21 protein-coding genes and 3 tRNA genes are annotated in these 25,647 nt (G+C 69.9%); 10 read left to right on the top strand and 14 right to left on the bottom strand.

Annotated elements, in window-relative coordinates; translation table 11 throughout:
* Window positions 1–160: 160 nt before the first annotated feature.
* The gene (locus ABT352_RS09250) at window positions 161–1,801 is read right to left on the bottom strand and encodes a DUF885 domain-containing protein (protein ID WP_350943808.1); all 1,641 of its coding nucleotides are present in this window, start codon (window positions 1,799–1,801) and stop codon (window positions 161–163) included.
* 561 nt (window positions 1,802–2,362) lie between these two features.
* Between ABT352_RS09250 and ABT352_RS09245 the strand changes: the two genes are divergently transcribed.
* Together ABT352_RS09245 and ABT352_RS09240 are read left to right on the top strand one after the other, a co-directional pair.
* Window positions 2,363–2,869 carry a zinc metalloprotease gene (locus tag ABT352_RS09245; RefSeq protein WP_350943807.1) on the top strand — a complete coding sequence of 169 codons (507 nt, stop codon included), beginning with the start codon at window positions 2,363–2,365 and terminating at the stop codon, window positions 2,867–2,869.
* 21 nt (window positions 2,870–2,890) lie between these two features.
* Window positions 2,891–3,493, top strand: coding sequence for a hypothetical protein (locus tag ABT352_RS09240; protein WP_350943806.1), 603 nt, complete (start codon window positions 2,891–2,893; stop codon window positions 3,491–3,493).
* A gap of 144 nt (window positions 3,494–3,637) precedes the next feature.
* Here the strand turns inward: ABT352_RS09240 and ABT352_RS09235 are convergent, their stop codons facing one another.
* The 4 genes from ABT352_RS09235 to ABT352_RS09220 all read right to left on the bottom strand — a co-directional run bounded on the left by ABT352_RS09235 (window position 3,638) and on the right by ABT352_RS09220 (window position 8,448).
* Complete coding sequence (locus tag ABT352_RS09235; RefSeq protein WP_350943805.1) at window positions 3,638–4,816, bottom strand: Cmx/CmrA family chloramphenicol efflux MFS transporter; 1,179 nt, start codon at window positions 4,814–4,816, stop codon at window positions 3,638–3,640.
* Window positions 4,817–5,224: 408 nt separating this feature from the next.
* Complete coding sequence (locus tag ABT352_RS09230; protein WP_350943804.1) at window positions 5,225–6,022, bottom strand: nickel/cobalt transporter; 798 nt, start codon at window positions 6,020–6,022, stop codon at window positions 5,225–5,227.
* A complete protein-coding gene (locus tag ABT352_RS09225; RefSeq protein WP_350943803.1) occupies window positions 6,019–6,693 on the bottom strand; it encodes a hypothetical protein in 675 nt (224 codons plus the stop codon). The genes ABT352_RS09230 and ABT352_RS09225 overlap by 4 nt, the downstream gene beginning before the upstream one ends.
* 78 nt (window positions 6,694–6,771) lie before the next feature.
* A complete protein-coding gene (locus tag ABT352_RS09220; protein ID WP_350943801.1) occupies window positions 6,772–8,448 on the bottom strand; it encodes a purple acid phosphatase family protein in 1,677 nt (558 codons plus the stop codon).
* 379 nt (window positions 8,449–8,827) lie between these two features.
* Here ABT352_RS09220 and ABT352_RS09215 point away from each other — a divergent pair, with 379 nt between their 5' ends.
* Together ABT352_RS09215 and ABT352_RS09210 are read left to right on the top strand one after the other, a co-directional pair.
* Window positions 8,828–9,340: a hypothetical protein gene (locus tag ABT352_RS09215; protein WP_350943800.1), complete on the top strand. Its 513-nt coding sequence runs from the start codon at window positions 8,828–8,830 to the stop codon at window positions 9,338–9,340.
* 215 nt (window positions 9,341–9,555) lie between these two features.
* Window positions 9,556–10,452, top strand: a complete 897-nt coding sequence (locus tag ABT352_RS09210; protein WP_350943799.1) for an SAM-dependent methyltransferase — start codon at window positions 9,556–9,558, stop codon at window positions 10,450–10,452.
* Between the two features lie 108 nt (window positions 10,453–10,560).
* Here ABT352_RS09210 and ABT352_RS09205 read toward each other — a convergent pair.
* From ABT352_RS09205 to ABT352_RS09190, 4 genes are all read right to left on the bottom strand, one after another.
* Window positions 10,561–10,635, bottom strand: a tRNA-Val gene (locus tag ABT352_RS09205).
* 16 nt (window positions 10,636–10,651) lie between these two features.
* Window positions 10,652–10,722, bottom strand: a tRNA-Cys gene (locus ABT352_RS09200).
* Between the two features lie 25 nt (window positions 10,723–10,747).
* Window positions 10,748–10,819, bottom strand: a tRNA-Gly gene (locus ABT352_RS09195).
* Window positions 10,820–11,040: 221 nt separating this feature from the next.
* Window positions 11,041–11,703 (bottom strand): ACT domain-containing protein, encoded by a 663-nt coding sequence (locus tag ABT352_RS09190; protein WP_350943798.1) that lies wholly within the window; start codon window positions 11,701–11,703, stop codon window positions 11,041–11,043.
* Window positions 11,704–11,793: 90 nt separating this feature from the next.
* Between ABT352_RS09190 and dusB the strand changes: the two genes are divergently transcribed.
* Together dusB and ABT352_RS09180 are read left to right on the top strand one after the other, a co-directional pair.
* Window positions 11,794–12,915 (top strand): tRNA dihydrouridine synthase DusB, encoded by a 1,122-nt coding sequence (dusB, locus tag ABT352_RS09185; RefSeq protein ID WP_350943796.1) that lies wholly within the window; start codon window positions 11,794–11,796, stop codon window positions 12,913–12,915.
* A gap of 289 nt (window positions 12,916–13,204) precedes the next feature.
* Complete coding sequence (locus ABT352_RS09180) at window positions 13,205–14,269, top strand: sulfite oxidase (protein ID WP_350943795.1); 1,065 nt, start codon at window positions 13,205–13,207, stop codon at window positions 14,267–14,269.
* 102 nt (window positions 14,270–14,371) lie between these two features.
* Here the strand turns inward: ABT352_RS09180 and ABT352_RS09175 are convergent, their stop codons facing one another.
* Window positions 14,372–16,624, bottom strand: coding sequence for an ATP-binding cassette domain-containing protein (locus ABT352_RS09175; protein ID WP_350943793.1), 2,253 nt, complete (start codon window positions 16,622–16,624; stop codon window positions 14,372–14,374).
* A gap of 63 nt (window positions 16,625–16,687) precedes the next feature.
* Here ABT352_RS09175 and ABT352_RS09170 point away from each other — a divergent pair, with 63 nt between their 5' ends.
* Window positions 16,688–17,650 carry a helix-turn-helix transcriptional regulator gene (locus ABT352_RS09170; RefSeq protein ID WP_350943791.1) on the top strand — a complete coding sequence of 321 codons (963 nt, stop codon included), beginning with the start codon at window positions 16,688–16,690 and terminating at the stop codon, window positions 17,648–17,650.
* Here the strand turns inward: ABT352_RS09170 and ABT352_RS09165 are convergent.
* The 3 genes from ABT352_RS09165 to ABT352_RS09155 all read right to left on the bottom strand — a co-directional run bounded on the left by ABT352_RS09165 (window position 17,617) and on the right by ABT352_RS09155 (window position 22,259).
* Window positions 17,617–18,135, bottom strand: a complete 519-nt coding sequence (locus ABT352_RS09165) for a DUF2087 domain-containing protein (protein WP_350943789.1) — start codon at window positions 18,133–18,135, stop codon at window positions 17,617–17,619. The two genes, ABT352_RS09170 and ABT352_RS09165, sit on opposite strands and share 34 nt — an antisense overlap.
* A 103-nt stretch (window positions 18,136–18,238) precedes the next feature.
* Entirely contained in the window at window positions 18,239–20,731 is a 2,493-nt protein-coding gene (locus ABT352_RS09160; protein ID WP_350943787.1) for a DEAD/DEAH box helicase, read from the bottom strand.
* A 127-nt stretch (window positions 20,732–20,858) separates the two neighbouring features.
* A complete protein-coding gene (locus ABT352_RS09155) occupies window positions 20,859–22,259 on the bottom strand; it encodes an acyltransferase family protein (RefSeq protein WP_350943786.1) in 1,401 nt (466 codons plus the stop codon).
* A gap of 335 nt (window positions 22,260–22,594) precedes the next feature.
* Here ABT352_RS09155 and ABT352_RS09150 point away from each other — a divergent pair, with 335 nt between their 5' ends.
* Genes ABT352_RS09150 through ABT352_RS09140 form a run of 3 tightly spaced genes read left to right on the top strand, consistent with a single transcriptional unit; the run spans window position 22,595 to window position 25,428 of the window.
* Window positions 22,595–23,845, top strand: a complete 1,251-nt coding sequence (locus tag ABT352_RS09150; RefSeq protein WP_350943784.1) for a sensor histidine kinase — start codon at window positions 22,595–22,597, stop codon at window positions 23,843–23,845.
* Window positions 23,836–24,483: a response regulator gene (locus ABT352_RS09145; protein WP_350943783.1), complete on the top strand. Its 648-nt coding sequence runs from the start codon at window positions 23,836–23,838 to the stop codon at window positions 24,481–24,483. Before ABT352_RS09150 ends, ABT352_RS09145 begins: the two co-directional genes overlap by 10 nt.
* Before the next feature lie 42 nt (window positions 24,484–24,525).
* Window positions 24,526–25,428, top strand: coding sequence for a ribokinase (locus ABT352_RS09140; protein ID WP_350943782.1), 903 nt, complete (start codon window positions 24,526–24,528; stop codon window positions 25,426–25,428).
* Here the strand turns inward: ABT352_RS09140 and ABT352_RS09135 are convergent.
* Window positions 25,402–25,545, bottom strand: coding sequence for a hypothetical protein (locus ABT352_RS09135; protein WP_350943780.1), 144 nt, complete (start codon window positions 25,543–25,545; stop codon window positions 25,402–25,404). The genes ABT352_RS09140 and ABT352_RS09135 overlap by 27 nt on opposite strands.
* Window positions 25,546–25,647: the final 102 nt, after the last annotated feature.

Below are 25,647 nucleotides of genomic sequence, written 5' to 3'. Positions count from 1 at the left end.
TCGAAAGCGAAGGGATGTCGGTGCCCTGAGCCGAGCGGTCCGTCGCACTCCGAAGACGTGAGCGACGAACCGCCGGAGAGGTCCGGAAGGGACCTCTCCGGGCGGTCGTGACCGGTCGTGCCGGCCGGTCACGAGACCATCGGCGCCGGATCGCCGGTGCTCAGCAGATGCGGCGCAGAGCCTCCGCGAGACTGGACAGGCCGACAGGTCCCAGCTCCAGCGCGGCGGTGTGCCAGGCACGCAGGTCGAAGGCGTCGCCCAGGCGCAGCTTGGCCTCCTCGCGGGCCTGCACCCACGCTCGTTCGCCCAGCTTGTAGGAGATGGCCTGGGAAGGCCAGCCGAAGTAGCGCACCACCTCCGCCTCGACCCGATGCGGCTCGCAGCGGCCCTGCTCACGCAGCACCTCGCAGGCCTTCTCGAAGGTCCACGACGAACCGTCGGGCAGCGGAAGGTCGAGGTGGACGCCCAGGTCGATGACGACCCGGGCGGCACGCAGCGCCGACCAGTTGAGCATGCCCAGCCGGGTACCGGGGTCGGTGAACCAGCCGAGCTCGTCGGCCAGCCGCTCGGCGTACAGGCCCCACCCCTCGCCGTGGCCGTCCACCCAGGAGACCTTGGAGAACCTGGACAGGGTGTCGCCGGCCATGCGCATCGCGCCGAACTGCAGATGGTGGCCGGGCACGCCCTCGTGGAAGATCGTGGTCAGCTCGCTCCAGGTGGCGAAGCGGGTCCGGCCCCCGACCGGCCACAGGGTGCGACCCGGCCGCGACAGGTCCTCGCTGGGCGCGTTGTAGGAGGCCGCACCGGAGGTGGAGCTCACGTCGACCTCGGCCACGATGCGCCGCAGCGGCTCGGGGATGTCGAAGTGCGTGCCGTTCAACTGCTCGATCGCCCGGTCGTGGCGCTCCTGCAGCCACGCCTGGTACTCCTCGAGCGAGTCGACGGCCTGGGTCTCGTTGAGGATCGCGGTCGCCTCCTCGATGGTCGCCCCGGGCTTGATCCGCTCGACCTCGGCAGCCGTCTCGGCTCCGATGCGCTCCAGCTCGGCCCAGCCCCACTCGTAGGCCTCGCGCAGGTCGATGTCGGCGCCCAGGCTGATCCTGGCGACGACCGCGTAGCGCTCGGGGCCCACCCCGTCGGCCTCGTCCGCCCTCGGGGCGTACTCCTCGCGCAGGTAGCGCCCGGCGTCGGCGTACGCGGCGTGGGCCGCCGCCGCGGCGCTGAGCAGCTCCTCCTTGACCGGGCCCTCACCGTAGGTGGCGACGAAGGCGTCGTGGGCCGGGGGAGTCCCGCCGGCGCCGGAGAACTGGTCGGCCTGGTCCGCCATGGCCAGCGCCTGCCTGCGGGCGCCCCGCAGCCCCATTGCCAGACCGGTCTCCAGGCTCTCCCGCCACCCGGCGAGCATCCCCGGGATCGCCGCGAGGCGGGCGGCGACATCACGCCATTCGTCGTCGTTGCCGTGCGGGAGAAGGACGACGCTGGAGCGCACCCGGTAGGGCAGCCCGTACGGCGCCGCCACCCAGCGCAGCGGCTCGCCCGTGTCGTGCCAGGCGAGCTCGGCCTCCAGCCGCTCCCGCAGGTGGGTGGCCGCCCTGACGTCCGGCTCACCGGTCGGGACCAGCTCGTCGAGGCGCTTCAGGGTCGAACGGATCATCTCGGCCCGGGCGGCGCTCCCGGCGGGGCTGTGGTCGGTGGCGGCTACGAAGTCGGACACGATGCCCTCGGCACCTGTCGCGATCGGGTCCAGTGCCGCCCAGCGGGTGACGTACTCATCGCAAAGCGCGAAGATCGGAGTGCTCATGTCCGAAACGTAGGAAAGCCTGGCATCGGCCCCCTATTCCTTCGCTATCCGACCCCCAGGACCTCGGAAAACCCGCGACGGGGGCACGCCCGCACCTTGGAGCGGTCGTCCGCGGCGGAGCGGGAGGAGAGAGGCGAGGCCGGATCGGAGAGCGGATGTCGAGGCCCCTTTCCTGTCGGTTCCGAACGGGCAGACCCCACGGGGCGGGACGCGCGGATCGGTTCCGAACGGGCGACCGCATACGCGGGGCGCACGCGGGCCGGTTCCGAACGGACGGACCACGCACGCCGGGGCGCACGTCGGCCTCTTTTCTCGAAACGCGTTCGACCTGAAACACAGCGTAGTCGCGCATGAGGTTTCGGCCTCAACCGTCCACCGAAATCCGCCCGGAAGAAACCCCTGAGATCCCTTGATTTTCTTCGAAACTTTTTCGATCATGTGAACGCGGGTGGGAGTGATCGCCGATACGGGGTCGGCCGTTTTTTGCTCCCCTGTTCACCCGATTCATCGTCACGGGACGGAGTTGATTCAATGAGGCTGTCAAAAGTATTTCTGAAAAAGGTGAGGCCACGGGCCGGGCAGATCCTGGCGATCGGTCTCACCGGAACACTCTGCGTGGTCGCCGGCGCCACCCCGGCCGCCGCGCACTACTACAACGTGGGCATGGCGGCACCCAACTTCACGGTCCGCCCGTACAGCTACAACAGTTCCTGGCAGGGCCCCATGGACCGGGCGCTGAGCAACTGGAACGCGACCGCCACCCCCGCCTACATCGGGAAGTCCTCCGGATCCTCGTCGACGATCGTCGCGGCGTCCTACAGCAACACCTGGTACGGGCTCTACACGTCCTACGGTAGTTACTTCAAAATCCAGCTCAACTCGCGCACGATCAGCGCCGACGCCTCGAACTTCTCGAACTTCGTGACGAGCGTCTTCGTTCACGAGCTGGGCCACGCCCTTTCTCTCGCGCACAACGACCTCACATCCATAATGAACCACGGCCGCCCTAGGAACACTATGACCACACCCCAGTCGCATGACGTCAGCGACGTTAACGCCTACTACTAGGAAACGTGGGGAGTGAGACGGATGAAGACGCTTCCAAGAAAACTCGTCGCGGCCGCGTTCGCCGCCGTTCTTCTCACCGCCTGCTCCGCCGAGCAGCCCACGGTGAGTTATCACGTCGACTATCCCGCCTACCAGAGCGCCGCCGAGCTCTACAAGAAGGCACTTCTCGTCGTGGAGGTCCGCCTCGGCGACACGGCGCGCACCGTCCTGGAGAAGGGAATCCCCGACAGCCAGAACACCGACCCGCTTTCCAACCCCAACGCCGACGCGCCGAAGGCGGGGACGGAGGCCGCCCCGCAGGAGGAGCCTCTGGTCACCACGGTCTATCCGGCCCAGGTGGTGAAGGTCTTCAAGGGGGAGGCGAAGCCCGGGGAGACCATCGAGGTCAAAGAACTCGGGGGCACCCTCAACGGCACGAAGTACGAGGAGGCGGGCGCCTCGTCACTTCAGAGGAGCCGGACCTACGTCCTGTTCCTGGAGACCTACCCGAACTCACCGGCCGCCCTGCTCAACTCGGAACAGGGAAAGTATCCGATCGACGCGGCGGGCAACCTGGAATCCCTCCGGGAAAACACGATCAAGCTCACCCGATCGGACCTGGAAAAACTGTCCACCGGCAACTGAGGACTCTCGCAGCGTCCTCGGCGGCATATGAGACACACCGATGAGAAGCCCCCCGGCCGGCCAGGCCGGGGGGCTTCCCTCATGTTGATCCGTCGGCGCCGCCGGACGATCGGATCGACCCGGCGCCGCCTCGATCCCGGTCGGCTACGGCGCGACGACTTCCTCGTGGGAGCCGGCCGCCCCGCGCCGAATCCCCCGGGCGACACCGGCGACGGCGAGTGCCAGGGCCACCAGCAGCGCACTGACCCACAGCGGCGAGCGATAACCGAGTCCCGCGCCGATCGAGATCCCGCCGAACCAGGGACCGAGCGCGGCGCCCACGTTGAGCGCCGCCGTGGCGAACCCACCGGCCAGGGCCGGTGCCTCGGCCGCCGCGTAGAGTGCCTGCGAGATCAACGTCGACCCGACGGCGAACGATAGGGTTCCCTGGACGAAGACGAGCACCGTCGTCGCCACCGGACTCCCGGCGGCCACCGCGAACACCGTCCAGCCGACGAGCAGGGCCACCCCGCCGCTCACCAGGAGCGCGACGGGTCGTACGTCGGCCATCCGGCCACCGACGGTGACCCCGAGAAACGACCCCAGCCCGAAGAGGGCCAGCATGGCGGGCACCCATGCGGATTCGATTCCGGTGACGGTGGTGACCAGCGGCGCGAGGTAGGTGAACGAGCAGAACGTCGCGCCGTTCACGAGGCATCCCAGCAGCAGGATCACCACAAGCCGCCGATCGCGCAGCGAGCGCAGTTCGTCACGCGCGCTCGTGCGGTCGGATTCGGGGCCGTCGGCCGGCACCGACCGCAGGATCGCGACGATGGCCGGCACCGACAGGATTGCCACCGCCCAGAACGCCGAGCGCCACCCCCACAGCTGCCCCAGCAACGCGCCGCCGGGAACGCCCACGACACAGGCGACGGTGACCCCACCGAGCAGGACGGAGGTGGCGCGTCCTTTGGCGTTCGGCGCGACCAGGCTCATCGCGGTCGCCAGGGCCACCGCGAGGAACCCGGCGCACGCCAGCGCCCCGACGACCCGGGATACCAGCAGTACCCCGTAGCTGGTGGTGACCGCGCCCAGGACATGGACGAGCAGGAAGGTGACGAGGAAGGTGAGGAGCGAGCGACGTCGCGACCGGCGCAGGCTCAGGATCGCCATCAGCGGCGCGCCGACGACCATCCCCACCGCGAACGCCGAGGTCAGAAATCCCGCGGCGGGGATGGACACGTGCAGGTCCCGTGCGATGCCCGGCACGAGGCCGGACAGCATGAACTCGGACGTGGCCTGGGCGAAGACCGCCAGTCCGAGCAGGTGAACAACGAATGGCATGACAAAACTCCGCGACCACACTGTGGATCGATAAGGAGGCGATGGGCCGCGCCGGCGTCGGAGAGAGGAACCGTCCGATCGGGGTGCGGCCATCGCGCGGGAGACCCTGCCGACGTCACGGAGGTGACGCTCGGTCCAGGTCGAGCACAGCCTGCGCTATGGCGATCCAGTGGCAGTGGTCGCGGACGGCAGTGAGCGCGGCCTCATTGGCCGCGAAGCCTCAACGCGACGACGGTGGCCGGCCACCGGATGACCGGTGGCTAGCGTCTGGATGCCTCGGGGCTGGACATAGGCGCAAGTTAGCAACGCCGGACGCGTCATGTCCAGCCGTTCGGCCGAGAGCTCCTTGAGAACGATCTTTTTCGCCGCGGTCCGGTTCTGAGGGCACCCTGATGGGCGGCCGGGCTGTCAGCCGGTGATGGTGCCGAGGGCCGCGACGAGGTAGAGGCCTCCGGCGGAGGAGACCGCGAGGCCGGCGGCGGCCGGAGCCCAGGCCATCGCCGTGGAGGCGAGTGACCACCGGTGGGTTCCGTGGGTCAGCAGGGTGAGGCCGCGGATCGTCACGATGCCCACGCCGGTCAGGGTGAGGGCCATCCCCACGCCGAAGGCGGCGACGAGGGTGACGGCGTCGAAGGCCCGGCCGGTGAGCAGCCCGCTCATCAGGACGACGAACGCCGACGGCGAGGGCAGCAGCCCACCGGAGAGGGCGAGGGCGACGAGGCCACGCCGCGACCAGGGATCCGGCCCGTCCTCGAACTGATGCCCGTGCCCGTGGCCGTGCCCGTGCCCGTGCCCGTGGCCGTGCCCGTGGCCGTGCTGGGCCTGCGCCCGAAGCCGACGCCCTCGCAGGTGGCGGTAGGTCAGGTGGATACCGACGCAGATCGTGATCACGCCGGCCAGCACCTGCATCCAGGCGGTGACGCTCTTCGTGCCGAAACTCGCGGCGCTGCTCAGCCCCACCCAGGCGAACGCCAGCACCAGCACCGAGAAGGTGTGCATCAGGGCGACGATGACTCCCAGGCGCAGCGCGTCACGGTAGGTGCCCCGGGTGCCGACCAGGTAGGCCGCGGTGACGCTCTTGCCGTGCCCGGGGGCGACCGCGTGCATCGCTCCGGCGACGAGGGCGACGGCGAGGACCGCCCAGAAGACGCCCCTGTTGTCGAAGAGCGAGATGAACCGGCTCTCGAAGCCGCTGAGCTCCGTCATGGTCGCCTACCTGCCGTACTCGTCGTGCCCGTCCTGCGCCGGGTCCGCAGCATGGTGAACGCGCCCGATCCGGCCAGCAGCACCGCGGCGCCGACGGCGACGCCCGTCGTCTGCCAGGACGTGCCGGCCGCCGCCGTGCCGGAGAAGATCAGGCGCTGGGTGCCGGCCGCCTCGGTGAAGAGGATCCGTTCGGGGGTGGCGGGTGTGTCCGCGATGAGCACCGTCCGGTACGCCGTGTTGAGATCGGTGAGGGCGGCGACGGTCACCTCCACCTCGGTCACCGGACTCCGGCACTCGAAGACGAACCGGGCGCCGTCGACGAGCAGCGCCCGCAGTTCCTCCAGCCGGCTCCGGCACGGCCGGCCTGCCTGGGCGACGGTGATCTTCTCCAGCAGGTAGTCGCGGAGGGCCGTTGAGCGCTCCAGTTTCTGCTCACCGGTCAGTTCCGTCGAGACCGTGCCGGTGGAGGGGTCCTCGAACGCGCCGAGCGACTGGCCGAGCGCGACCCAGTCATCCTCGGCGGGGAGCCACGAGATGGTCACCTGCGAGCCGTCGGCCCCGATCCGTGCGGTGGACGGCGGTCCGAAGGGATGGGCGGAGGCTGGGGTGGCCCAGCCGACCAGGGCGCCGACGAGCAGCGCGCCCGCCAGCGTACGGGCGTGGATTTTCAATGCGTTTCCTGTCCGACGGGGCTCCGGTACGTCCGAGGGACGGGGCCGCCGCGGCGGCGTCCCCGTCCCCGGGAAGGGCTACTTCTTGTTGACCGTGACGGCCGGGCTGGTGATCTCCTGGTTCGCGCTGTCCAGGTGGACCACGTAGGACTCGCCCTTCTTCAGGCTGCTCGGCACCTTGAAGGTGTAGGTGAGACGACCCAGCTCATCGGCCTCCCGCGTGCCGACGGGGACGGTGTCGTGCCCCTTTCCGCGCTTGTCGTCGCCCGCCTTCCTCATGACGACGGACACCCGCTCGGCGGGGTCGTAGCCGTACGCGGAGATCGTGAGCTCGCCGCGGTGCTCGACGGCGGTCTTGTCGACGGCGACCTGCTCGCCGACGGTGTTCTCCGCGGTGCGGACCTCGTTGACGGTGCGCTCGCCCTTGGCGTTCTTCCGGACGACGAAGCCGTCGTGGTGCTCGCCGTTGGCGTAACGGGCCTCGAACGTGATCTTGTCGGCCTCGATGTCGATCAGCTGGTAGAGCTGGGTGTTCTGGCTCTTGCTGACGACCTCGGCGCCGTTGCCGGTCCAGTTCTCGCCGTTGTTGAGCGCGTACATCTTGCCGCCGGAGACGGACACGACGTAGGCGACACCGTTGTTGACGGTGACGGACTTGCGGGCGGTCGCCACGTTGCCTCGGCCGTAGGAGTGGTCGTGGCCCTGGAGGACCAGGTCCACGCCGTACTTCTCGAACAGCGGGCCCCACTGGCCGCGTACGGCGGGGTTGTTGCGGGTGCCGGTGGTGGAGTAGACGGGGTGGTGGAAGGTCACCACGGTCCACTTGTTCGGGTTGTCCTTGAGCAGACCCTCCAGCCAGGTGGTCTGCGCGGCCATCAGCGTGGCGTTGCTCTGCACGTTGGTGTCCAGGCCGATGAAGCGCACGCCCTGGTAGTCGACGGTGTAGGCGGTCTGCTTCAGCTCAGGGTTACCCGGTCCGTTGTCCGGATAGGGGAACTGCGGACGCCAGAAGGTGGACAGGCCGCCGCTGTACTCGTGGTTTCCGGGGATCGAGATGTTGTTGACCTGGCTGTCGATGAAGCCGGCGGCCTTGTACCACTGGCCCCACTGCTCCTCGTTGTTCGCGTTGTCGATGAGGTCACCGGCGTTGACGATCACCTTCGCCTGCGGGCGGTCGGCGAACGCCTGGCGGAAGACGCGCGGCACCGCGGAGTCGATGTAGTTCTGCGCGTCGCCGTAGTAGATGAACGAGAACGGCTGGAGGTCGGCCGCCGCGGTGGTGAAGTCGCTCCACTCGTTCCAGTTGGTGCCGTCGCCGACCCGGTAGCTGTAGCGGGTGTTCGGCTTCAGGCCGGTGAACTCGACGGTGTGGTAGACGGAGGCGTACCCCAGCGTGGTGTTGACCGGGGTGGTGCTGAGCGCCTTGACGGTGGCGACCGCGCCCGCGGACGGCGCGACGTCGCCGAGCGCGCGCGGGGCCTCGAGGATCTGGGCCTGAGCCGACTCGGCGTCGGTCACGGCCCGCCAGGTGACCTTCTGGCTGGCCGCCGGCGTGGTGGTCGGGGTGAGGATGACCCGGTCGGGCATGGGGGAGGGCTTGTGGATATCGGCGGCGGGGTACTTCGGCGGCGCGGCCGCGCCGAACGCCACCGGGCTGAACGCGAGGCCGCCGGCGATCAGCACGCCCGCGCTCACCGCCGTCAGCCTGGTACGCCGGGATCCGGCGGATCGGGGCAGTTTGGCTTCGCCCATCATGAGCTCTTCTCCAGGGAGGGATCGCATTCCACCGAGGGAGTGCGGTGGACGTCGGTATTGATCCAAAAAAGAAGGACAAAAGCTCATATAGGGGGTTACATCAGGATGAACACCTCCTCTTATGTATCTCTAGCCCCAAAAGCCCCATTGATGTCGCCAGAAGGTCATGCGCTCGACGCCTTCCGTTGCCCTCGCGTTCGCTGGAACACCCCTAACCTCGGGCGAGCGGGCTCGGCTGAGGCGGAACGCGTGCGCCCGCTTCACGACCCGCGTCACACGGCAGGTGGCCTCGCCCGGGTTTCGACGGGTCCGGTACGCGGCGTCGTGCCCCGTTTCCCCGGAGCGGGCGAGACCGACGTTCCCGAACGAGAGGTGCTCGATGATCGGCCCCCGGCAGGCGGGTGACCGGCGGTCAGCCCGCCGGACATTGCTCCCCGGCCTCGTGGTGCTCGGCGCGCTCTTCCTGCCGTCGTCCACGGCGGGTTCGACGGGACCGACGATCAAGGACGAGACCTTCGTCACCGCGGAGACCGGCGGGCTTCTGCACATCGAGGCGGGGGAGTGTTTCACCGACCCGGCCTACTCCCCGGAGGCGGGCGAGGTCGTCGTCCTCTACACGCCCTGCAAGGAGCGGGCGGCCAACCAGTCGTACGGCTTCGTGCACGCCCCCGACGGTGAATGGGATCCGGCCGCGCTGGCCGTGTTCGCCAGGGAGAGTTGCCGGCGGGGGTTCGACGGCAACTGGAGCGGCGCGTCGGCCTCGGGTCTGGACTTCTACCCGGTCATGCCGACCAGGAAGACCTGGGCAGGCGGCGACCGCGACGTCATGTGCGTGGTCTACAGCCCGCAGGGGCCGATGGACGGCTCGGCGCTCCCCATGGCGAGTTGGTGACCGAGGGATCGTCCGTGAGCTCCCCGGCGCACCGCGAACTTCCTGGCCTCGCCGCGCCGCCGGATAAAGCCGCACCGCCGGATAAAGGCCGGTAAATCAGCCCACCGATGTGCGGGACAACTCGATATCTGTGGAAATCCTTAGCGCCGGTGTACCCAGTATCAAGGCTGTCGCCCTGTCGTACCTGAAGCATGAGCACACCCAGGAGGTCCCCCATGACCACCCCGCAGCGGATCTCACTCTGGCATGACGTGCTCGCCGTTAGCCGAAGCATCAGGCTCAGCATGGCGTCGCCGGAGACCCGTGCCAAACGTGCCTACGAGATCTTTCCGCCGAGCACCTGGACCGCGCTGAACGAGCACAGTTCGTACCTCAATTTCGGCTACTGGCGTGATGGGCCCGACACGCTCGACGACGCGTGCGAGGCGCTGGCGGAGAAGCTGGGGGACGCCGCGGGCTTTCGGGAGGGCGATCGCATTCTCGATGCCGGGTTCGGATACGGCGACCAGGACTTCATGTGGTTGGAGCGGCACGATCCAGCGAAGATCGTCGGATTGAACGTGACGCCGACGCATGTGCGGATCGCTCAGGAGAAGGCCCGCGCCCGCGGTCTGGATGATCGGCTGATCTTCCAGGAGGGGTCGGCGACCGCGATGACGTTCGAGCCCGGTAGCTTCGACCGGGTGGTCGCCCTGGAGTCGGCCCTGCATTTCCGGACCAGGGACGAATTCTTCCGCCAGGCTCACCACGTCCTTCGACCGGGCGGGGTGCTCGCGACGGCGGATGTCGTGCCGTTGAACGTCGACAACGGCGGCCGCCGAGAGCTTTTCTCCACTTCGGTCCCCGAAGAAAACCTGTACGACGGCAACGAGTATGTCGCCCGCCTCCGGGCCGCCGGATTCGCCCATGTCCAGTTGACCTCCATCCGTGACCACGTTTACGAACCGTGGTGCAAATGGGCGGAACGGAAGCTGGACGACCAGGCATTTCAGCAGAAGGTCACCTGGGTCTACCGCCGCTGGTTGCATCGCGAGCTGGCCGACGACACGCGTATGCGGCAGAAGTTCGCCGGCTTGGACTACGTCATCGTCGTCGCCGAGAAGTCGATGTGAGGGCCGGAACACCGAATGTCGGCCCGAGAAGCCGGAAGGCCGCCAAGGCTCCCGAGCTGGGACTTTGGCGGCCGTTTGCCGTGATCGGCCCATAGATGTCATGGGCGGTGGTGGACGATACAGGGATTGAACCTGTGACCTCTTCCGTGTCAGGGAAGCGCTCTCCCGCTGAGCTAATCGTCCGCATGGAAAGGACCAGAGGTGGAGACGGGATTTGAACCCGTGTAGACGGCTTTGCAGGCCGTTGCCTCGCCTCTCGGCCACTCCACCGGAGTGAGAGCCCGAAGACCCTTCGAGCGGAAGACGGGATTCGAACCCGCGACCCTCACCTTGGCAAGGTGATGCTCTACCACTGAGCCACTTCCGCGTGTTTCCTCCGGGTTTCGTACCCGGTGGCGACGAGAGAACTCTAGCGGGTTTTCCCGGCGGTTGTGTAACCGCGCGTTCAGCCGCCGGCCCCGTGGCCGTCGCGCGAATCCGCCGACCGGCACCCGGGCGGCGGCACCCGTCCGCGGACTCCCACACGGTGCGGGTCCAGGCGGGCATCCGGCCAGGTGGGCGTTCAGCCCTCTCGTTCAGCCGTCCTGCTCAGCCGTCCTGCTCGGCCGGGCGGCGCAGCTGGCGCGTGACCACGCGCTCCACGGCGGGCAGGGTGAGGAAGATCTCCAGGATGCGGGTGAGACGGTGCACCTCGATGCGGTGGAAGGCGGGACCGTCGGCGCGGGCCAGCAGGAAGGTGAGGGCGAGCGGGGGCAGCGGGGCGGCGATCACATGCAGGCCGGAGTCGAGGGTGAAGGCCCTCGGACGGGCGGGGGTCTCGTCGGGGAAGGGCACCTGCTCGGGGGCGCGCCAGCTGGAGTGGACGACCGTGCGCGGGCTCTTCTCGGTCGCCGCGGCCGCCCAGTCGGCGCTGAACAGCACGGGCATGGAGTCGATCAGGGTGGCGAGGGCGCGGTCGCCCGCGGTGGTGATGTATTTGAGGATCTCCAGCTCCGGATAGGTCCCCGGCGCCTCGCGCGTGCCCCAGATGCCCTCGATCCTCACTCCCGGAACGCTCTCCAGCCCTTCGACCAGGCTTTCCCTGGGGGCTGAGTCGGGCCAGTAGACGGTGATGTCGTCCAGGGCCTGGCCCTCGCCCCGGTCGAGGACGACCACCTGGGTGATGTCGGCGCCCGCGACACCGAGGACGCGGGTCACCTTCCCCAGCGAGCCCGGCTGGTCGGGCAGCGCGATCCGCAGTCGCAGCAGCATCCGCGGCCTCCCATGTCACGTTGATCCACGCAGGGACACAATACCCAGCGACGATTCGTCCCGCTCGTCGCGGTGCGGTAGAAAAGCCAGGTGGAGTCGTTGAAGCTGGGATCACTGGAGGTGTGGCCGCCGGTCGTCCTCGCCCCGATGGCAGGGATCACCAACGCGCCCTTCCGTACCCTCTGCCGGGAGCAGGGCGGCGGATTGTTCGTCTGCGAGATGATCACGACGCGGGCGCTGGTGGAACGCAACCCCAAGACCTTGAAGATGATCCGGTTCGAGCCCGAGGAGAGCCCTCGCAGCCTCCAGCTGTACGGGATCGACCCGGTGACCGTCGGCAGGGCCGTCCGCATGATCGTGCAGGAGGACCTCGCCGATCACGTCGACCTCAACTTCGGCTGCCCGGTGCCCAAGGTGACCCGCAAGGGCGGCGGCTCCGCGCTGCCGTACAAGCGGAACCTGTTCCGGTCGATTCTGCGCGAGGCCGTGGGCAACGCGGGGACGCTGCCGGTGACCGTGAAGATGCGCAAGGGCATCGACGACGACCATCTGACCTACCTGGACGCCGGGCGGATCGCCGTCGAGGAGGGCGTCTCCGCGATCGCGCTGCACGGCCGCACCGCGATCCAGCACTACGGCGGCACCGCCGACTGGGAGGCGATCGCGCGGCTCAAGGAGAGCGTGACGGAGATCCCCGTGCTCGGAAACGGCGACATCTGGAGCGCCGCCGACGCGCGCCGCATGATGGACGAGACCGGCTGTGACGGCGTCGTCGTGGGCCGGGGCTGCCTGGGCCGCCCGTGGCTGTTCGCGGACCTGGCGACCATGTGCGAGGGCGGGGAGGAGCGGCGCAGGCCCCTGCTGGGCGAGGTCGCCGCGACGATGGACCGGCACGCGACCCTGATGGTCGACTGCTTCGAGAGCGAGCGGCACGCGGTGGTCGACTTCCGCAAGCACGTCGGCTGGTATCTCAAGGGCTTCACCGTCGGTGCCGCCCTCCGCCGCCGCCTGGCCACCTCGGAGAGCCTGTCGGACCTGCGCGAGGGGCTCGCCGAACTCGACGCCGCCCAGCCGTGGCCCGACGGCGTGGACACCCCCCGGGGCAAGACCAACCCGCGCGACCGCGTCCAGCTGCCCGCCGGGTGGCTGGACGACCCCTATGATCTCGCGGTTCCCAGCGCCGACGCCGAGAGCGACACCTCGGGCGGCTGACGCCGACGGCGAGCCGGGTCTCCGACGGAGTCATCTGCGGTCCTCTGCGGTCCTGCGCGGTCCTCGGTGGCCCTCGGTGCTCCTCGGTGTCGGCTCGGCCCGTCACACCGGGGGCCGGGGCGGAACTCCGGTCGTCACGGGGCCGTGCTCGGGGGCGTCGGAACGGCGGGGCGGCGCTCGGACGGCATCGGGAGATCCATGGTCTCCTTCCGCTTGGGCCGCGAGCCGTGTCACGCCCTCGTTCCCGGGTACTCCGAGTCGTGTGAACGTGTGGGGCAAAAGAGATGACATGGTGGTCCACGGCAGCGAGCCGTACAACGCCGAGGCTCCGCCGGGCGCCCTCGCCGATCACATCCTCACCCCGCTCGACACCTTCTACAGCCGCAACCACGGCCCCGTCCCCGACCTGGATCCGACCTCCTGGCGCCTCACCGTGGACGGTCTGGTCGAGCGCCCGCTGACGCTGTCACTGGAGGAGCTGCGTTCCGAGTTCTCCGAGGTCACGCTGGTGGCGACCCTGCAGTGCGCGGGCAACCGCCGTGCCGGTCTGGTCGAGGTCCGCGACATTCCCGGTGAGGATCCGTGGGGGCCCGGAGCCACCTCGACCGCGCGCTGGAGCGGTGTCGGCCTGGCCGAGGTCCTCGCCCGCGCCGGGCTGCTTCCCAGGGCCGCGCACATCGCCTTCGCCGCCCCCGACGTCTCCGAACTCGCCGATCCCGCCCAGCCCTACGGCGCCTCCATCCCGGTGGCCAAGGCCGTCGGCGGAGACGTCCTGCTGGCCTGGGCGATGAACGACCGGCCGCTGCCCAGGGCCCACGGCGCCCCGCTCCGCGTCGTGGTCCCGGGCTGGATCGGCGCCCGCAGCGTCAAGTGGCTCCAGCGTGTCACCGCGCGGGAGGAGCCCTCCGACAACTACTTCCAGGCCGTCGCCTATCGCCTGCTGCCCTCCGGGGCCGATCCCGCGAAGGCGGGGCCCGGTGACGGTATCTCCCTGGGGCCCGTCGTCCTCAACACCGCGATCCTGAGCCCCGGCGACGGCGACCGCCTCGGGTCGGGTCTCACCCGGATCACCGGCTACGCCTACGCGGGGGACGGCCGTACCGTCGCCCGCGTCGACGTCTCCCTCGACGAGGGCGAGACCTGGATCCAGGCGGACCTCGGCGAGCAGGTGGGGCCCTGGGCGTGGCGGCACTGGCACACCGTCGCCGAACTGGGGGAGGGCGAGACCGTGATCGTCGCCCGCGCGTGGGACAGCGCCGGTGCCACCCAGCCGGAATCGCCCCGGCACGTGTGGAATCCCAAGGGGTACGCCAACACCTCCTGGTCCCGCGTCCGCGTCACCTGCGCTCCCTGAGGGGACGCGCGGGGACGCGCGGGGATGTGTCGGGCCGCACGCGCCGCGTCGCCGCGGGCGAACGCGGCCGATGATCGGCCCCGGGCGATCGGGCGGCGTGTGTCAAGGGCGGGCCAGGTCGCGGCGGAGGTGTTCGGCGGTGAAGGAGCCGGGCTCGTCGAGGAGACGGGACGGCGTGCCCTCGAAGATCACGGTGCCGCCCTGGTCGCCGCCGTCGGGGCCGAGGTCGACGACCCAGTCCGCCTGCTTGATCACGTCGAGGTTGTGCTCGATGACGATGACCGTGTTGCCGCCGTCCACCAGGCTGTCCATGATTTTGATCAGGTGCTCGACGTCCGACATGTGCAGCCCGGTCGTCGGCTCGTCCATCACGTACACGCTGCCCTTCTTGTGGAGTTCCCCCGCCAGCTTGATCCGCTGGCACTCGCCCCCCGACAGGCTGCTGAGCGGCTGACCGAGCCTGAGGTAGCCCAGGCCCACCTCGTTCAGCGTTTCCAGGACGCGCAGTGGTCTCGGCTCGGTGAAGAACTCCGCGGCCTCGCCGATCGTCATCTCCAGCACGTCGGAGACGGACCTGCCGCGCAGCGTGTGCCTCAGGATCTCGGGCCGGAACCGTCGTCCCCGGCACACCTCGCACACGGACGTGATCGCGTCCATGAACGCCAGGTCGGTGTGGATGACCCCGAGCCCCTGGCATTCGGGGCAGGCGCCCTTGGAGTTGAAGCTGAACAGCGCGGGGCTGACTCCGCCCGCGGCGGCGAAGAGCCCGCGGATCTCGTCCATCAGCCCGGTGTAGGTGGCCGGGTTGGAGCGGATCGAGGTGCCGACCGCGGCCTGGTCGATCACCACCGCCTTCGGATGCTCGCCGAGGAACACCTCGTTGACCAGGGTGCTCTTGCCCGATCCCGCGACCCCGGTGACCACGGTGAGCACCCCGGTGGGAAAGGACACCGTGACGTCTTTGAGGTTGCGCGCGGTGGCCCCGGTGACGGTGAGCGCGCCGGTCGGCTCCCTGAACGAGGCCTTGAGCGGCGGATTGCGGCGCAGATGCCGCCCGGTGAGGGTGCGGGCCCGCCGCAGGCCCTCGACGCCGCCCTGGTAGACGATCTCACCGCCGTGCGTCCCGGCGCGTGGCCCGACGTCCACCACGTGGTCGGCGACCTCGATCACGTCGCGGTCGTGCTCGACGACGAGCACGGTGTTGCCCTTGTCCCGCAGCTCGCGCAGCAACTCGTTCATGCGCGTCACGTCGCGCGGGTGCAGTCCGATGGTCGGCTCGTCGAAGATGTACGTCATGTCGGTCAGGCTGCTGCCCAGGTGCCTGACCATCTTGATCCGTTGCGACTCCCCGCCGGAGAGGGTGGGCGTCGGCCGGTCCAGGCTGAGGTAGCCCAGGCCGATGGTGACCAGGTGCCGCAGCCGCTTCAGGATCGCCGGGACCATCGTCGCCGCGACCGGGGCGTCGATCTCCGCGATCACGCCGACCAGGTGCCGGACCTCCATAGCGGCCAGTTCGGCGATGTTGCGCCCGCCGATCCTGCAGGCGAGCGCGGCCTGGTTGAGCCTGGCTCCCGCGCACAGCGGGCAGGGGCGCACCGAGGTGAACGCCGCCATCGCGTCCCGGCTCGCTGTGCCCTCGACGTCGCGCCTGACGTGGAGCCGGTCGAACCTCTCGACCACGCCCTCGTATCTCTGCGGGGCCGTACCGCCCCGCTCCTCGAAGGTGACGTCGGCCTCGCTCCCGTGCAGCAGCGTGTCCCACTCGCCCTCGGTGTAGTCCGCCAGCGGCCTGTCGTTGTCGAACAGCCCCGAGTGGGCGTAGATCTTCCACTGCCAGTTGCCGGCCCGGAAGCCCGGCAGCAGGATCGCTCCCTCGTTGAGCGACTTCGTCCGGTCGAAGGCGAGGTCCACGTCCAGGGCGATCTTCCGGCCCACGCCTTCGCACTCCGGGCACATCCCGGCCGGGTCGTTGAAGGAGAACGCGTTGGAGTAACCGGTGAACGGCGTGCCGGCGCGCGAGTAGAGCAGCCTCAGCAGCGGGTGGATGTCGGTGACGGTGCCGACGGTGGAGCGGGAGTTGCCGCCCAGTCGCCGCTGGCCGACGACGACGGCGGCCGAGAGGTTGCCGATGGCGTCGGCGTCCGGTTGGCCGTGGTGGGGCAGGCGGTTGCGGGCGAAGGAGGTGAAGGTCTCGTTGAGCTGGCGCTGCGACTCAGCGGCGATCGTGTCGAAGACGATGGAGGACTTGCCCGACCCCGACACACCGGTGAAGACCGTGATCCGCTTCTTGGGGATCTTCAAGGAGACGTTCTTGAGGTTGTTCTCCCGGGCTCCGGTTATCTCGATGTGGCTCATTTCCGGCACGCTATCCACGGTTTAGGTCAGATCCTGGCCGCGATCGGTGGCATCGTGAACGACATGGCGGACACCACGGGACGGGTGCTGAGACTGCTCTCGCTGCTGCAGGCGCACCGGGAGTGGCCGGGCCCCGAACTGGCCGAGCGGCTGGAGGTCAGCCCGCGCACGCTCAGACGCGACATCGACCGCCTGCGCGAGCTGGGCTATCCGGTGCACGCGACCACCGGTCCCGCGGGGGGATACCGGCTGGAGGCGGGCACCGCCATGCCGCCGCTGCTTCTCGACGACGAGGAGGCCGTCGCGATCGCGGTGGGCCTGCGTACGGCGGCGAGCGGCACGGTCGCCGGGATCGGGGAGACCTCGGCCCGCGCCCTGGCCAAGCTGGAACAGGTCCTGCCCTCCCGGCTGCGCCTGCGCGTGCACACGCTGCAGACGCAGACGCATCCGGTCGCGCCGATCTGGGCGGTGCCCACGGTGGAGGCGGAGACCCTCGCGCTGCTGGCCAGGACCTGCCGGGACCGGGAGCGGATCCGCTTCGGCTACCGCCGCCGCGACGGGCAGCAGGGCGGCCGGATCGCCGACCCGTACCGGCTCGCCTCCACCGGGCGGCGCTGGTATCTCGTGGCGTGGGACATCGGCAGACAGGACTGGCGGACCTACCGGGTGGACCGGCTCACCTCACCGCTGGGCACCGGCGTGCGCTTCCCGCCGCGCGAGCCGCCCCCCGGCTATGTCGAGGAGTCGATCGTCGCCCCCATCAGCCGCCACCGGGCGGTGGTCGTCGTGCACGCACCGGCGGCCGTGGTCGCCGAGCGCTTCTCCGGGCCCGGCTGGGTGCTGGAGGAACTGGACGAGCACAGCTGCCTGCTGCGCACCGGCGGCGACTCGCTGGAGTGGCTGGCGCTCACCGTCGGGCAGCTCGGCCTGGACTTCACCGTACGGGAGCCGCCGGAGCTGATCGACCACATCCGGACGCTGGCCGCCCGCCTTCAGGCCTCGACGGAGCCGCCGCTGCGCCAGTAGACGTTGCTCTCCCTGCTGAGCATGCCCTCGTCGACCAGGTAGCGGCGCAGGGCCGCGTAGTCGTCGTGGAAGGCGCGCAGCGCGACGTTGACCTCCTTCTCCGGGTAGCGGACGCCCGGCTCGAAGACCTGGACCACGTAGTCGAGCACGACCAGTTGCTTGTCGCGCTTGGTGGGGATCGCCCGCAGTCGTCCCTCGACGAGGAAGGACTGCAGGACCCTCTCCTCCGGGGAGGCCGGGGTGGCGGGTCTCGCCGTGGCGTGCAGCAGCTCACGGAAGCGCTCGCGCCGTACCTCCCACTCGCCGTCCTCTCCCCGTACGGCCAGCCCGCCGCGTTCCAGGCGGTCCAGCGCGCGCCTGACCGCCTCCCTGTCGAGTCCGGACTCCTCCTCCGGCTTGCCGCCCAGCGCCAGGGCGGCCAGCACCTTCAACGTGTCTTCCTGGTACAGCAGGCCCAGCACCTGCCTGATCGCTTCGTCGCTCATCCGGTCATTCTTCTCGGTCCCGCCTGATATTTCTGCGCGCACGGACGGTCTTCCTCCGCCGAGCGCCCCTGCCTGCGCCGGCAGGGACGTGGCGAGGGACGGTTCAGAGGCGGTTCAGGCCGATGACGTGGACCACCGCGCGGCCCTCCTCGTCGGAGGCGGCGAGGTCCACCTGCGCGTCGATGCCCCAGTCGCCGTCGCCCGCGGGGTCGGAGACGACCTGGCGGACACGCCAGAACTCCTTCTCCTCCTCGATGCGGAGCAGGCCGGGGCCGCGGGCGTCCGGGCCGGTGCCGATCTCCTCGTGGTCGTCGTAGTAGGCGTCGAGCGCGGCGCCCCAGTCGACGTCGGGTGCCAGCCGCTCCAGCTCCTCCTCGTTCTCCAGGGAGGCGAGCTCGATGAGGCGGAACATCGCGTTGCGGACCAGCACGCGGAACGCGCGGGTGTTGGCGGTGACGGGCTTGGTGCTCTCCTCCAGCGAGGGCGCCTCCACCTCCCCGGTCGGGTTCTGCAACTGCTCCCACTCGTCCAGGAGGCTGGAGTCGACCTGGCGGACCAGCTCGCCGAGCCACTCGATGAGGTCGACCAGGTCCTCGGTCTTGAGGTGCTCGGGGATGGTCCGCGACAGGGTGCGGTAGGCGTCGGCGAGATAGCGAAGCACGGTGCCCTCCGAGCGCGTCAGCTCGTAGAACTGCACGTAGTCGGCGAAGGTCATCGCCCGCTCGTACATGTCGCGGACGACGCCCTTGGGGCTCACCGTGTAGTCGCCCACCCAGGGGTGGCCGCGCCGGTAGGTCTCGTACGCGCCGAGCAGCAGGTCGGCGAGCGGCATCGGATAGGTGACCTCGGCCAGGCGCTCCATCCGCTCCTCGTACTCGATGCCGTCGGCCTTCATCAGCGCCACCGCCTCGCCGCGCGCCTTGTTGAGCTGCGCGGACAGGATCTGGCGGGGGTCGTCGAGGATGGACTCGATGATCGAGACCATGTCCAGGGCGTAGTTCGGCGACTCCATGTCGAGGAGTTCGAGGGTGGCGAGCGCGAAGGTGGACAGCGCCTGGTTCAGCGCGAAGTCCTCCTGCAGGTCGACGGTGAGACGGGCCATCCGGCCGTGCTCGTCGGGCTCGCTCAGCTGCTCCACCACGCCTCCGGCCAGCAGCGACCGGTAGATCGCGATGGCCTGGCTGATGTGCCGCCGCTGCCACTTGCGGTCCTCGTGGTTGTCGGTGAGCAGGTGGCGCATGGCCGCGTAGCAGTCGCCCGGCCGGTTGATCACCGCGAGGAGCATGGCGTTGCTGACCTTGAACCGGGAGTTCAGCGGCTCGGGCTCGGCGGCCTGCAGCTTCTCGAAGGTCTCCTCGCTCCAGCCGACGAAGCCCTCCGGCGGCTTCTTGCGGGCGAAACCGCGCCGCCGTTTGGGATCGTCGCCGATCTTGGCCAGGGCCTTCTCGTTCTCCACGACGTGGTCGGGGGCCTGGCAGACGACGTAGCCGATGGTGTCGAATCCGGCGCGCCCGGCCCGCCCGGCGATCTGGTGGAACTCGCGGGCGCGCAGTCGCCGCACCTTGGTGCCGTCGTACTTCGACAGCGCGGTGAACAGCACGGTCCTGATCGGGACGTTGACGCCGACGCCGAGCGTGTCGGTGCCGCAGATGACCTTGAGCAGGCCCGCCTGGGCGAGGCGTTCCACCAGGCGGCGGTACTTCGGGAGCATCCCGGCGTGGTGCACGCCGATGCCGTGCCGCACCAGCCGGGAGAGCGCCTTGCCGAACCGGGTGGTGAACCGGAAGTGGCCGATCATGGAGGCGATCGCCTCCTTCTCGGCCTTGGTCGACATGTTGATGCTCATCAGCGCCTGCGCCCGCTCCATGGCCGCGGCCTGGGTGAAGTGGACGACGTAGACGGGATATTGGTTGGTGGTGAGCATCTCCTCCAGCGTCTCGTGGAGGGGGGTGAGCCGGTAGGAGTAGACGAGCGGGACCGGGCGCTCGGCGTTCTTCACCACCGCGGTGGGCCTGCCGGTGCGCCGGGTCAGGTCCTCCTCGAACCTGGTGACGTCTCCGAGGGTCGCCGACATCAGAATGAACTGGACGTTCGGCAACTCCAGGAGCGGCACCTGCCAGGCCCAGCCGCGGTCCGGCTCGGAGTAGAAGTGGAACTCGTCCATCACCACCTGGCCGATGTCGGCCGCGGCGCCGTCGCGCAGCGCGACGTTGGCGAGGATCTCCGCGGTGCAGCAGATGATCGGCGCCCCGGGGTTCACGCTCGCGTCGCCGGTCATCATCCCGACGTTCTCGGTGCCGAACACCGCGCACAGGTCGAAGAACTTCTCCGACACCAGCGCCTTGATCGGCGCGGTGTAGAAGGTGCGCACGTCCCTGGTGAGCGCGGTGAAATGGGCTCCGGCGGCGACCAGGCTCTTGCCCGAGCCGGTCGGGGTGGCCAGGATCAGGTTGTTTCCCGACACCACCTCGATAAGAGCCTCCTCCTGCGCCGGGTAGAGGGTCAGCCCTCGCTCGGAGTTCCATTCGACGAAGGCGTCGAAGATGGTGTCGGGGTCGGCGTCGATCTCTTCTGGCAGGCGGTCTACAAGGCTCACGGTTCAATACTGCCGAAGAACTTGAGGTGGTCGGACCGGAGGCGGTCGCGGATCACCTTACATTCCAGGTAAAGTGCGTAACTTTGTGTAGTTATGGCTGCTTTTTTCGGCATGGATGCTGATCAAATTAGATGACCACGCCGTCGGCTCGTCGGCCCGGCACACTCGGTACGCCCCGGCGCCCACGAGAGGGGAGGGCGCGGCGGGAGGAGCCGGTGAGCGCCAGACCCGCCACGATCGCGCCCGCCCCGAGCAGGGACGCCGTCCCCGGCACGAAACCGTTCACCGTGAACGTGAGCAGGCCCAGTCCCACCAGCGCGGTGGCCAGCAGGATCCTGACCGTCCCGCCGGTGTACGGCCCCGTCGCGGGAGGCGTCTCGAACCTGGCGAACCCCCGGAGCAGCGGCCACATCGCCAGGGCCAGCATGAGCAGCCAGTGGGGCCAGCCGGACAGCCAGGCCGACGTCCCCGGCTCGGGAGTGGAGATGCCCAGACCCACCACGACCACCGAGACGATGACGAACAGCGCGCTCATGTGCCACAGGTAGAGGGTCATCATCCGGCAGCCGGCCCAGTCCAGAGCCCGCGAGACCCCCGGCCACTCCGCGAAGGAGACGATCCACCGGCGCAGCGCCAACGCGAGCCCGATCTGGCCCACCCCGACCGAGAGCAGCGCGACCGTGGGGGGCGCCATGTTGGAGACGGAGGCCCCCGGCATCCCGATCATGCTGAGCGGGTAGGGGCCGAAGGCCGTGAGCACCGCGCCCAGACCGTACCCGGCCAGGGCCAGGACCCAGGGACGGCGCAGCCGGCCGTCGACATAGAGGAAGCCGAGCTGGTGCACCGCCAGCCAGACCAGCACGATGTTGGGGAGACCGGCGATGTCCAGGCCGCCGGTGAAGCGCAGGACGTCCACCGCCACGGCCCCCGCCGCCAGCGCGACCGGCACCCGCCAGCCGTACACCATGTTGAGCCTGAGCATCGGCGTCGTCGCCGCCACCGCGACGAGATAGATCGCGAGGAACCAGAGCAGCTGCCCGGCCAGCCGTGAGGCCGTCATGACCGGCTGCTCGGGAACGCCGAGCGCGAGGAGCAGGTGAGGCAACGGCAGCCAGACCGCCGCCAGCGGGATCACCGGCCAGGCCAGGCGGCGCAGGCGTCCCGCCAGCCACGCGGGGGTCGCCTCGCCGCGCCTCGCCGCGCTCCGCCGGCTGATCGCGTTGGCCGCGCCCCCCGCGAAGAACACCAGCGGCATCACCTGGCTGAACCACGTGATCATCCATCCGTTCCCCACGGCCAGCGCGTTACCGGTGGAGATCCGGCCGTCGGCGAAGGAGAGCAGCGGCATGCTCCAGTGCTGGAGCACCACCAGGACCATGCCGAACACGCGGAGCACGTCGATGAACGGGTCACGCGCGGCGCGCGCGGAGGCCGGGCGAGGCGCCGTACGGGGGAGCGGGACGGCTGTCACGGGCGCGGTCGCCACCGAGTTCGCGGGAGCCGACGCCGCGGTCGCCGCCGCGGTCACGGGTCGCGGCGCCGTCGGAGACACCGACGTAGGCGCTGCGGGAGGCGCTGCCGAACCAGGGATCACGGCGGTCAAGGGGGTCTCGATTCTCAGGGAGGAAGATCTCCGAAAGGAGGATCTCGGGGAGGGAGGGCGAAAATCGCGGGTGTGACGAGCGGGTGTGACGAGCGGGTGTGACGATGGGAAAAGCCTCCCGCCAGGAGCCCGGCGGCACAGTGACGCGCGCAGCAGTCTTCTCGCCCGATCTCCCCACCGTCCCGGGTAGTGCTGGCCCCACCCCGGTACGCGGGCACACAGGGTCGATCGACGGGGCCGGCCCTCGTAGCGTTGGCGCCATGAGAACCCTTCTCGGCCGCATCGGCACCGACACCCGCTACCTGATCGTGGGTTTCCCGCTCTCCGTCATCTGGTTCGTCCTGATGGTGGCCGGCTTCGCCGCGGGGATCGGCACGACCGTCGTGTTCGTGGGGTTGCCCATCCTCGCGACGACCCTCCTGGTGGCCAGGGGGTTCGCCGACGTCGAGCGGCGCTGGCTGCCCGAGGTGCTCGGCCGTCCCGTGGCCCGGCCGAGATATCTGCCCGCGCCGGAGAGCGCCGGATGGTTCCGCAGGATGATCAACCCGCTCACCAACGGCCAGTCGTGGCTCGACCTGCTCTACGGCGTCGTGGTCTTCCCGATCTCCATCGTCACCTTCGTGCTGGCGACGGTCTGGTGGGCAGGGACGATCGCCGGTCTCGCCTACCCGCTCTACGGGTGGATCATCTACGCCATCCCCGGCAACGACGGGGGACTGGGCAGGCTCCTCGGGCTGGGTGACAGCCTGTGGGTCGATGTGATCATCAACACCACCATCGGCGTGCTCTTCGCCCTCACCCTCCCGGCGATCGTGCGGGGCGCCGCGCTCGTCCAGGCCGGGCTCGGCAGGGCGATGCTGACCGGGGTGGCCGAGCTGCACGAGCGCATCGACGACCTGGCCGAGGGCCGGGCCGCCGCGGTGTCGGCCGAGGCCAACGCGCTGCGCCGGCTGGAGCGCGACATCCACGACGGGCCGCAGCAGCGCCTGGTCTCCCTGGCGATGGACCTGTCGCGGGCCCAGCGCCAGCTCAGGCGCGACCCGGGGGCCGTCGAACGGATGCTCGGCGAGGCCATCACCTCCACCCGCGACACCCTGGACGAGCTACGCGCCCTGTCGCGCGGCATCGCCCCGCCGATCCTCAGCGACCGCGGCCTGGCCCCGGCGCTCGCCGCGCTCGCCGGCCGGTGCACCGTCCCCGTCGAGCTGGACGTCCAGGTCGTGGGGCGCTTCCCCGCGGCCGTGGAGAACACCGTCTACTTCGTCGTCGCCGAGTCCCTCACCAACGTCGCCAAGCACAGCCAGGCCACGATCTGTACCGTGACGCTGAGCAGGACGGGGGACTTCCTCATGCTGACAATCGGGGATGATGGGGTCGGCGGCGCCCATGTCGCCAAGGGACATGGCCTGTCGGGGCTCGGGGACCGCCTGAAGGCGGTGGACGGCGAACTGGCGGTCGACTCACCCGTCGGAGGGCCGACGGTCATAGTGGCGGAGGTTCCGTGCGGGTAGTTGTGGCCGATGACGCGGTGCTCATCAGGGAAGGCCTGATCAGGCTCCTGGAGGAGTTCGGCTGCCAGGTGGTCGCGGCGGTGGGCGACGGCGACCGCCTGGTGGAGGCCGTCGCGGAGCACCGGCCGGACGTCTCGGTGGTGGACGTACGAATGCCGCCCGGCTTCACCGACGAGGGGCTGCGGGCGGCGGTGGAGGCGCGCCGGAGGGTTCCCGGCGCGCCGGTGCTGATCCTGTCCCAGTACGTGGAGGTGTCCTATGCCGACGATCTGCTCGCCGACGCCAGGGGCGCGGTGGGATACCTGCTCAAGGACCGCGTCGTGGACGTGGACGACTTCATGGGAGGGCTGCGCACGGTCGCGGCCGGAGGTACGGTCTTCGACCCCCAGGTGGTGGCACAGCTGATGGTGCGACGCCGCCGCGACGATCCTCTCGCCCAGCTCACCCCGCGAGAGCGCGAGGTGCTCGGCCTGATGGCCGAGGGCAGGTCCAACCCGGCCATCGGCCGTCAGCTGGTGGTCAGCGACGGGGCCGTGGAGAAGCACATCCGCAGCATCTTCGCGAAGCTCGGTCTGTACGCCGAGGACGGTGACCAGCACCGCCGTGTCCTCGCGGTCCTGGCCTACCTGCGTTCCTGACACACGTTCCCGCACCCGTGCTCCCGACCGCGAGGAGGAACAGTGATCTCGGTCTTCGGCAGTGCCAACATGGATCTCGTGGCCTACGTCGACGTCGCCCCCGCGCTCGGCGAGACCGTGACCGGCCGTGCCTTCCGCACGGTGCCCGGTGGCAAGGGCGCCAACCAGGCCGTCGCCGCCGCGCGGGCGGGAGCCGCGGTCGCCTTTCTCGGCGCGGTGGGCGACGACGCCTTCGGGACCGAGATGCGGCGTACGCTCACCGAGGCGGGGGTCGACGCGACCCACCTGCGCACGGTCCCCGGCCCCTCCGGCATCGCCCAGATCGTGGTGGACGGCGACGGCGGTAACTCGATCATCGTGGTCCCCGGCGCCAACGGGACCGTGACCGCTCCCTCGGAGGCCGAGATCGAGGTCATCTCCCGCTCCGACATGCTGCTTCTGCAGCTGGAGCTCCCCATCGAGGCCGTCACCGCGGCCGCCAGAGCCGCCCGCGCGGCCGGGACCACCGTCGTCCTCACCCCCGCGCCCGTCCAGCCGCTCCCCGCGGAGCTGCTGGAGGCCGTGGACATCCTGGTGGCGAACGAGCACGAGGCCTCGGCGATCACCGGCCTGGCCGGCCACGAGGCAGCCCTGGAGAAACTGAGGGGCGAGGTCGGATGGGTGATCATCACCCTGGGGGCGCGCGGCGCGCTCACCGCCTCGGGCGACGGGCCCGCGGTGCGCGTCGAGGCCCCCACGGTGGCCGTGGTGGACACCACGGCCGCGGGCGACACCTTCGTGGGAGCCCTCGCCGCGGCTCGCGTCGAGCGGCAGCCCGTCGAGCGGGCCGTCCGCTTCGCCACCGCGGCCGCGGGCCTGTCCGTCCAGCGCGCGGGTGCCAGCACCTCGATGCCCACCCGCGCCGAGATCGACGGGAGCCTAGCCGCTGATGAGGGAGGTCTCTGACAGCGTGAGCAGGAACGCCCCCGCGGCGAGCAGCGCGATCGGCCAGGAGCGGCTGATGGCGGACCAGATCGTGGCGGCCAGGAAACAGACCAGGGCGAGCAGCACGAGAACGTCCACGAGAATCCTCCAAAGGGTCATCCCAGACGATCATCGTCCGGGGCAAGCCCTCACTGCCCCGCGGTCGGCGGAGGTAACACACCGCGCTTCTGTTTCACCGGA

Source organism: Streptosporangium sp. NPDC000563, from assembly GCF_040299985.1.
Taxonomy (GTDB): domain Bacteria; phylum Actinomycetota; class Actinomycetes; order Streptosporangiales; family Streptosporangiaceae; genus Streptosporangium.
Note: the sequence above shows the minus strand (reverse complement) of the source record. Positions and strands in the feature narration are given on the sequence as shown.

What these genes read in the sequence shown, in the direction of transcription:
- ABT352_RS09250 (WP_350943808.1), bottom strand. Translation starts at nt 1,801, where the DNA reads ATGAGCACTCCGATCTTCGCGCTTTGCGATGAGTACGTCACCCGCTGG.
- ABT352_RS09240 (WP_350943806.1), top strand. Translation starts at nt 2,891, where the DNA reads ATGAAGACGCTTCCAAGAAAACTCGTCGCGGCCGCGTTCGCCGCCGTT.
- ABT352_RS09235 (WP_350943805.1), bottom strand. Translation starts at nt 4,816, where the DNA reads ATGCCATTCGTTGTTCACCTGCTCGGACTGGCGGTCTTCGCCCAGGCC.
- ABT352_RS09230 (WP_350943804.1), bottom strand. Translation starts at nt 6,022, where the DNA reads ATGACGGAGCTCAGCGGCTTCGAGAGCCGGTTCATCTCGCTCTTCGAC.
- ABT352_RS09220 (WP_350943801.1), bottom strand. Translation starts at nt 8,448, where the DNA reads ATGATGGGCGAAGCCAAACTGCCCCGATCCGCCGGATCCCGGCGTACC.
- ABT352_RS09215 (WP_350943800.1), top strand. Translation starts at nt 8,828, where the DNA reads ATGATCGGCCCCCGGCAGGCGGGTGACCGGCGGTCAGCCCGCCGGACA.
- ABT352_RS09210 (WP_350943799.1), top strand. Translation starts at nt 9,556, where the DNA reads ATGACCACCCCGCAGCGGATCTCACTCTGGCATGACGTGCTCGCCGTT.
- ABT352_RS09190 (WP_350943798.1), bottom strand. Translation starts at nt 11,703, where the DNA reads ATGCTGCTGCGACTGCGGATCGCGCTGCCCGACCAGCCGGGCTCGCTG.
- ABT352_RS09180 (WP_350943795.1), top strand. Translation starts at nt 13,205, where the DNA reads ATGGTGGTCCACGGCAGCGAGCCGTACAACGCCGAGGCTCCGCCGGGC.
- ABT352_RS09175 (WP_350943793.1), bottom strand. Translation starts at nt 16,624, where the DNA reads ATGAGCCACATCGAGATAACCGGAGCCCGGGAGAACAACCTCAAGAAC.
- ABT352_RS09170 (WP_350943791.1), top strand. Translation starts at nt 16,688, where the DNA reads ATGGCGGACACCACGGGACGGGTGCTGAGACTGCTCTCGCTGCTGCAG.
- ABT352_RS09165 (WP_350943789.1), bottom strand. Translation starts at nt 18,135, where the DNA reads ATGAGCGACGAAGCGATCAGGCAGGTGCTGGGCCTGCTGTACCAGGAA.
- ABT352_RS09150 (WP_350943784.1), top strand. Translation starts at nt 22,595, where the DNA reads ATGAGAACCCTTCTCGGCCGCATCGGCACCGACACCCGCTACCTGATC.